The 6,529-nt window shown below is 62.9% G+C and carries 10 protein-coding genes; 6 read left to right on the top strand and 4 right to left on the bottom strand.

All coding sequences use genetic code 11. The features are described 5' to 3' along the window. Positions 1-466: 466 nt before the first annotated feature. Together VXJ25_RS05625 and VXJ25_RS05620 are read left to right on the top strand one after the other, a co-directional pair. Entirely contained in the window at positions 467-1,186 is a 720-nt protein-coding gene (locus VXJ25_RS05625) for an ATP-binding protein (RefSeq protein ID WP_330958238.1), read from the top strand. Between the two features lie 183 nt (positions 1,187-1,369). Further along, positions 1,370-1,597 carry a hypothetical protein gene (locus VXJ25_RS05620; protein ID WP_330958237.1) on the top strand — a complete coding sequence of 76 codons (228 nt, stop codon included), beginning with the start codon at positions 1,370-1,372 and terminating at the stop codon, positions 1,595-1,597. A 9-nt stretch (positions 1,598-1,606) separates the two neighbouring features. On the opposite strand, the gene VXJ25_RS05615 is transcribed toward VXJ25_RS05620, so the two are convergent. The 3 genes from VXJ25_RS05615 to VXJ25_RS05605 form a co-directional block, all read right to left on the bottom strand. Continuing rightward, positions 1,607-2,491, bottom strand: coding sequence for a LysR family transcriptional regulator (locus tag VXJ25_RS05615; protein ID WP_330958236.1), 885 nt, complete (start codon positions 2,489-2,491; stop codon positions 1,607-1,609). An 84-nt stretch (positions 2,492-2,575) separates the two neighbouring features. Further along, positions 2,576-2,854 (bottom strand): type II toxin-antitoxin system RelE/ParE family toxin, encoded by a 279-nt coding sequence (locus VXJ25_RS05610; RefSeq protein ID WP_330958235.1) that lies wholly within the window; start codon positions 2,852-2,854, stop codon positions 2,576-2,578. After that, positions 2,847-3,101 carry a type II toxin-antitoxin system RelB/DinJ family antitoxin gene (locus VXJ25_RS05605; protein WP_330958234.1) on the bottom strand — a complete coding sequence of 85 codons (255 nt, stop codon included), beginning with the start codon at positions 3,099-3,101 and terminating at the stop codon, positions 2,847-2,849. The genes VXJ25_RS05610 and VXJ25_RS05605 overlap by 8 nt, the downstream gene beginning before the upstream one ends. Positions 3,102-3,387: 286 nt before the next feature. Here VXJ25_RS05605 and VXJ25_RS05600 point away from each other — a divergent pair, with 286 nt between their 5' ends. The 4 genes from VXJ25_RS05600 (at position 3,388) to VXJ25_RS05585 (ending at position 6,163) form a co-directional block, all read left to right on the top strand. Then, a complete protein-coding gene (locus tag VXJ25_RS05600) occupies positions 3,388-3,885 on the top strand; it encodes a flavodoxin (protein WP_330958233.1) in 498 nt (165 codons plus the stop codon). Between the two features lie 12 nt (positions 3,886-3,897). Next, a complete protein-coding gene (locus VXJ25_RS05595) occupies positions 3,898-4,644 on the top strand; it encodes a carboxymuconolactone decarboxylase family protein (protein WP_330958232.1) in 747 nt (248 codons plus the stop codon). A gap of 139 nt (positions 4,645-4,783) precedes the next feature. Beyond that, positions 4,784-5,278 (top strand): hypothetical protein, encoded by a 495-nt coding sequence (locus VXJ25_RS05590; protein ID WP_330958231.1) that lies wholly within the window; start codon positions 4,784-4,786, stop codon positions 5,276-5,278. Between the two features lie 414 nt (positions 5,279-5,692). Further along, a complete protein-coding gene (locus VXJ25_RS05585) occupies positions 5,693-6,163 on the top strand; it encodes a flavodoxin (protein ID WP_330958230.1) in 471 nt (156 codons plus the stop codon). 38 nt (positions 6,164-6,201) lie between these two features. Here the strand turns inward: VXJ25_RS05585 and VXJ25_RS05580 are convergent, their stop codons facing one another. Next, the gene (locus VXJ25_RS05580) at positions 6,202-6,480 is read right to left on the bottom strand and encodes a hypothetical protein (RefSeq protein WP_330958229.1); all 279 of its coding nucleotides are present in this window, start codon (positions 6,478-6,480) and stop codon (positions 6,202-6,204) included. Between the last annotated feature and the right edge of the window lie 49 nt (positions 6,481-6,529).

Here is a 6,529-nt window from a genome sequence, read left to right as displayed (position 1 = left end):
GCAATCATAGGCGGATGACGCGGAAACGGCCCCTCCCGGGGCCGTTTCAGTTCCAGATCGTTGTTTTCGCCCGCTGAGCTGGGCCTATGCCGGAATCTCTCCCACAGAAACCACCGAAGAGCCGAAAATATGCGCGTTGGCTAAAGCACTTTTTTGTCCGAGCGGCAAAAGGCGACCAGGCGGATGCGGGGTATCAACCTGCCCACGTGGGATCGTGGTGGCAACGCAATGCAGGCTTTTGGAAGCCCTGTCTGCTGGTGGCCTTGGTAGTTGCCGCGGTGGGTGGCGTACTGATGCTGATCTGCCTTATTGCTTGCGGCTTTAACCCGCGGTCGCTGCCCGTGCTTCCCGAGCTTCACGTTTGGGGTGTCTCCGTGGGTCTGGATTTGGCTCATTGGGTGGCGCACATCGGATAGCGAGTACAGCATCCGTACCCATGTGCAATTCAAATGCAAGGGAGGAGCTCATGCCCAAGCCGCTGAAGTTGATAAACCCGTTCAAGCCTACGGCCGGCATGACTCCGCCCGTGCTCATTGGCCGCGAGGGCGTAATCGATGATTTCGTTGATGGTTTGGACAAAGGGCCTGGTGCCCCGAGTCGCCTCATGAGAATTACGGGTTTGGGAGGCTCGGGGAAGACCGTTCTTCTCACCCAGCTGGGTGACATCGCCGCCGACCGTGGCTGGACGGTGGTCAACGTGTCGGGCAGGGAGCCGCTCTGTGCCTCCATCCAGGAGCAGCTTGCACACGACACGCGGCTCAGGTCGCTTGACATCAAGATCTCGCTTCCCGTCGTTTCCGCGGAGGCGCATCTGGGTGGCGCGGCGGAGGAGCTGTCGTTCCGGGAGGTGCTGACCCGCGCGACGCGCTCGCTTACCAAGCACGGCTCGGGCCTGCTGATAACCGTGGACGAGGTGCAGGACGCCTCCTACGAGGAGATGGCAACCATAGCCACGAGCGTCCAATACATGATTCGGGAGCAGCAGGACATTGGCCTGCTGTTTGCGGGCATCACCACGGGAGTGCTCGACCTCCTGAACGGCGAGGGAATCACGTTCCTGCGCCGTGCGAAGGCGGAGGAGCTTGCCAGCATCCCAACGGAAGAGGTCGCCCGCGCACTCAGGAAGACGATCGAGGCGTCGGGCCTGCACATCGACGACGACGCGCTGGCCTACGCGGCCGGGTAGTCGCATGGCTACGCGTACCTGATCCAGCTGGTCGGCTACTACGTCTGGCGAGAAGGGCGCCGGCACTCGCGGGAGTCCGTCACCATCACGCTGGCGGATGCCAGGCGCGGTTCCGAGGTTGCGTTGCAGGAGTTTGGCTCGTCGGTCTTGGAGACGGCCATATTCGGACTGACGAAACCCGCCGTGGACTACCTGCTGGCGATGACCGAGGACGAGGGCGCGTCATCCACGTCAGAGATCGCCAAGCGCATGGGCATGCCGGCGTCAAGCGCCAACACGTACCGTAGGATTCTGATAAAGCGGCAGATAATCGAGAGCACGGCGCCGGGGTTCGTGGCGTTCTCGATCCCGTTCATGCGCGAGTACCTGCTGCAGCACCGTGCCGACATCCTCGCGCGTTACGGGGCGTAGCCGGCGCAGTCACTGCTCCAGCGTGGCCCGCAGCTGTTCCAGGAACGCCTCGCACGCGGGCGAGAAGATCCTGTGCCGCTTCCACGCGACCACGGACCCGGTGGTGAGGGCGGGCTCCAGCGGCAGGAAGCGCAGCGCGTTGGTTTGTAGTTGGAGCAGGTGGTTGATGCCGAGGACGCATGCGGTGCCCGCCTCTGCCAGGAGCGCGGCGTTGCCGATGAGGTCGAAGGTGCCCACCACGTTCAGGCGTCCCGGCGTAACGAGGCCGCCTGACCAGGTGGCCAGGTCAAACGTCCGGTGCGTGGTGCGCGAGCTCACGAGCAGCGGCATCTGCACCAGGGTCTGCGGCGTCACGCGGTCCAGCGTGGCCCACGGGCCGTGCGTTCCCACGACGACGCCCACCGTGTCATGGGTCGGCAGCTTGAGGCTGTCGTACTTCTCCACGTTTACTGGCTCGATCATCAGGGCAAAGTCCACAAGGCCGCGCTCCAGCCGCTCCTCCACGGCGTCGGCGTTGCCGGTGTAGAGCTGGCAGGTCACGCGGGGATGGTCGCGGCGCAGCTCGGCAAAGGCGTCGGTCAGCACGCGCATGGCCTGGGTCTCGCCGGCGCCAATGCGGACGACGCCCGCCACCTCGCGCTTGGTGCCCATCTCGTCCTCGGTCTGCTCCACCAGCTGCATGATCTCCTCCGCGCGCTGGCGCAGGCGCATGCCGTCCGCGGTCAGCGTGGTCGCGCGGTTCGTGCGCACAAAGAGGGTGCATCCCAGCTGGCGCTCGAGGTCGGCCATCTGGCGCGACAGCGTGGGCTGCGTCACGTGCAGGACGTTGGCGGCCTCGGTCATGTTCTGCTCGCGCGCGACGGCGAGGAAGTACCTCAGGGTTCGCAGTTCCATGGCAATGCCTCATTTAAAAGTAGATAGAGGGATTGTTTCGCTGGCCGGGGTCCTTCGAAGGCCGATGCCAACAAGAGAAAGCACCTACAGGAGACTATCGCGTGAGCCCGACCTGACCAAAACGAGCTCCAATTCTTCTCTCTCGACCTGGTAGATGAGCAGCCAATCGGCATCAATGTGCAGCTCTCGGTAACCCTTCCAGTTGCCCTTGAGCGCATGGTCTCGCAGCCTAACGAGCGTGGACTCGTCCTCCTCGAACAGTGCTGTGATTGCATCCTGGAGCAGTGCCATGTCGAAATGCTTCTTGCGAAGTTTCTTTATGTCTCGCTCGAATATGGGCAACGCACGGATGGACCTAAGCATCCAAGTCTGCCATCAGGTCGGATACGGATGCGTAACGCTTGCCCTCACCGGCTTCAGCCTGGCGGCGAGCCTCTATGCCGTCGGGGTCCTCGACTGAGGGCCTGAAGGGAAGGGCCTGGTCATGAACCGACTGGCGGAGGAAGATGTTGACCGCCGTAGAGATATCGAACCCCATCTGGTTGAAAAGCTCCTGCGCCCGCTTCTTGAGGTCAGGGTCCGTTCGTATGCTTAGCCTTGCTTCCGACATGATTCCTCCCATCAACTATCCCCAGTACAATGTATACCCATTGTATGCCTATTGGGTGCATATTGGAGGTCAATCCTGGTGTCGTGACAGGTCTCCCTACGGCATCGGCCGGGTAGTTGCCTCGTCTGGCTACCAGTCTAGGTACTAGATTTTTATCAGTAGAAATAGATAGAACGTATGACAAAATCACGTACATAGGCATTTTACATTGCCAGCTCTTGTCACTACCGTAGTAGCTAGCAAGAGGGGCCGTGCGCCCGACGACGCAACCACAGCGGAGGTGCCCATGGGACGAGTCCTGGTCCTGTACTACAGCTGGTCAAACGGCAACACAGAGCGCGTGGCGCAGGAGCTTGCGGATGCCTGCGGCGCCGACGTTGAGCGCATTCACACCGCAGCGCCCTACCCCAAGGACTACAACCGGACGGTAAGCCAGGGAAAGCGCGAGGTCGAGAAGGGCTTCGAGCCCGAGCTGATGTCCCTGCATCATGACCCGGCGGACTACGACGTGATTGCCGTGGGTACGCCCACCTGGTGGTACACCATGGCGCCCGCCGTTCGCACGCTGCTGAACTCGCGGGAGTGGAACGGCAAGGTCGTTGTGCCCTTCTCGACCTGCGCCGGCTGGGAGGGCACCGCACTGGACGACATGGCGGCGCTGGCAAGGGGCGCGCGGGTGGCCGAGCCGCTCACGGTCACGTTTGGGTCCGACGGCGGCGACCGCATGGTGACGGATCCGCGCAAGGTTACGGATTGGGCTGGCCGCGTGGCCGCCCTGGCATAAGGAGGAACTGACATGAAGCAGACGGCAGGCAGGAACGCACTGGGCGAGTTCGCCCCCATGTTCGCGCACCTCAACGACGACGTGCTCTTTGGCGAGGTGTGGGACCAGGAGGCCATCTCCACCAAGACCAAGTGCATCGTCACCATCGTGGCCCTGATCTCGCAGGGCATCACCGACAGTTCGCTGCGCTACCACCTGGAGAACGCGCGCAACCACAGTGTCACGCGCGCCGAGGCGGCAGCCATCATCACGCACGCAACCATGTACGCCGGCTGGCCCAAGGGCTGGGCTGCCTTCAACCTGGCAAAGGAGGTCTGGAAGGACGACGAGCCCGTGGCTCAGGATGACGTGCGCATTGCCGACCCGTCGGGCCTTTCCAGGGAGTTCCCCAAGGGCGAGCCCAACACTGCCTACGCGCAGTACTTCGTGGGCAACAGCTGGCTGGCCCCGCTGGGCGACCCCCAGCTGGGTGCCGCCAACGTGACCTTCGAGCCAGGCTGCCGCAACAACTGGCACATCCACCACAAGGGTGGCCAGGTGCTCATCTGCATCGCCGGCCGCGGCTGGTACCAGGAGTGGGGCAAGTCCGCGCAGGAGCTGAAGCCGGGCGACGTGGTGAGCATCCAGCCCGAGGTCAAGCACTGGCACGGTGCCGCGGCGGACTCGTGGTTCCAGCACATCGCGTTGGCCGTGCCCGCCGAGGGCGCCAGCGCCGAGTGGCTGGAGCCCGTTGACACCCAGGCGTACGAGCAGCTGTAACGTGAACGGGGGACGGAGGTTTGTTCATTTGCGAGGGCGCCTTTAGCCGAGCGTGTCTGGAACTGCACGCCTCCAATCGAGTGCATCCCCAGTCGAGCGCCCCTCCGTCCCAAACATGCAAGCAGTTAGGAATACCGACGTGCAGAGGAACGTGCGCAAGGGCATAAAGGTTTTCGTCGACGTGGCCATGCTCCTGGACCTGACATTCCTTGTGGTGCGCTCGCTCACGGGATTCGCCATCCACGAGTGGTTGGGCATCGGCTTCTTTGTGCTGGCCATTGCCCATAACCTTTTGAATCGCGCCTGGTGGAGAGCGCTTTTTAGGGGACGGTGGACGCCGCTGAGGGCGGTGGTCGCCGTTCCCATCCTTTTGCTCGTGGCAATGGGCGTGGTCATGCTGCTGACGATTGGGCCGCTCACGACGGTGCTGCCCCTGCGCCTGCCAAGCCCCCTGGGCGTCTGGACGTCGCGTTCCGTGCACGCGGGGATCGCATGCTGGATATACGTGCTGACGCAATTCCACGTGGGGACGCATTGCGGTCGCGGCCTGCTGGGCTGGTGGAGAAGTGCAAAGGGCTCGGCGCGCCTGTTCTCCGCTGTAGCCTGCCTTGCACTTCTTGCCCTGGGTGTCTAAGACTTTGTAGTCATGGGATTCCCCGTGCACCTGGCGTTTGCGTACGGGTTCACGGGCATCGCCGTCGATGCGCCCGTGGCCTATGGGGTGCTCGAAGTGCTGCTGGCGGGATTTCCCTTCGCGTTCCTAGGTGCTTTGGCTCGCGTATTGTCAGGTCGCGGCGCTCGTTCGGGTGTCGGCGTCACGGAAAGATAGGAGTGAGGCATGGGGAACCACACGGACTTTACTCGCAGGACGTTCGTTACGGGTGCGCTTGCGCTCGTAACGGGGTTGGGCCTTTCGGCATGCGCAAGCGGCAGGCCCGCACAAGCTGGCGACAGTTCGAGCTCCTCGCAGTCTTCCTCCCAATCTGCGGCTGCCGCCTCAGGCTCAAGCGACGGCGCAGCGGGCGAAAGTGGCTCCCGCAAGGTTCTGGTGACGTACTTCTCGGCCCAGGGCCACACCAGGCGTGTCGCAGAGCGCATCGCCCAGGACATCGGTGGCGACACGTTCGAGGTCGTGCCCACCCAGGTCTACTCGGATGACAATCTGGACTACAACGATGACACCAGCCGTGTCAGCAAGGAATACCAGGATCAGAGCCTTCGCGACGTGTCTCTGCGGCAGACGACCCCGGACGGCTGGTCCGACTACGACACCGTCCTTGTGGGGTACCCAATCTGGTGGGGCGACTACGCCTGGCCCATCACTCACTTCGCCAGTGACAACGACTTTACGGGCAAGAAGGTCATCCCGTTCTGCACGTCCATAGCTTCCGGCCTGGGCAGCTCTGCAAAGAATCTGGCCACGGTTGCGGGAACTGGCGACTGGCAGGACGGCCAGCGCTTCGGGGAGAACCTGAGCGAAAGCGACGTCGACGGCTGGGTAAAGGGACTCGACCTTTAGGGACGTGCTGGCCGACTTACTGAGACCGATGTCACGGATTAACTCCCCGTATGTAAGGCAAGACAATGACAAGGCTTGAACCAATGGGTGGGCTTAAGGCCCAGTTCAGTCCGGCGTTCGCGCGTGACGTGGAGCGGCTGCGGAAGAAGCATGTGGACGACGGTCCGCTTGCCGAGGTCCCAAGACGGCGCGGTTAGCATGCAGGAGCTGCTGCGGCGGCTTGCGGAGAGCGTCGCGAGCAAGATCACTGCATCGTCGATCGTGTCCTCGGTGAAGCCGAGCTCGCTCAGGCGCTTGACCACGCCAATCTCGTCCATTCACGTGCCCTTGCCTGCGGTAACCGGGGCGTTGCGGATGCGTCGCCAT

The organism is Olsenella absiana, assembly GCF_036408855.1.
GTDB classification, from domain to species: domain Bacteria; phylum Actinomycetota; class Coriobacteriia; order Coriobacteriales; family Atopobiaceae; genus Olsenella_K; species Olsenella_K absiana.
This window is presented reverse-complemented; position numbering and strand designations above follow the sequence as displayed.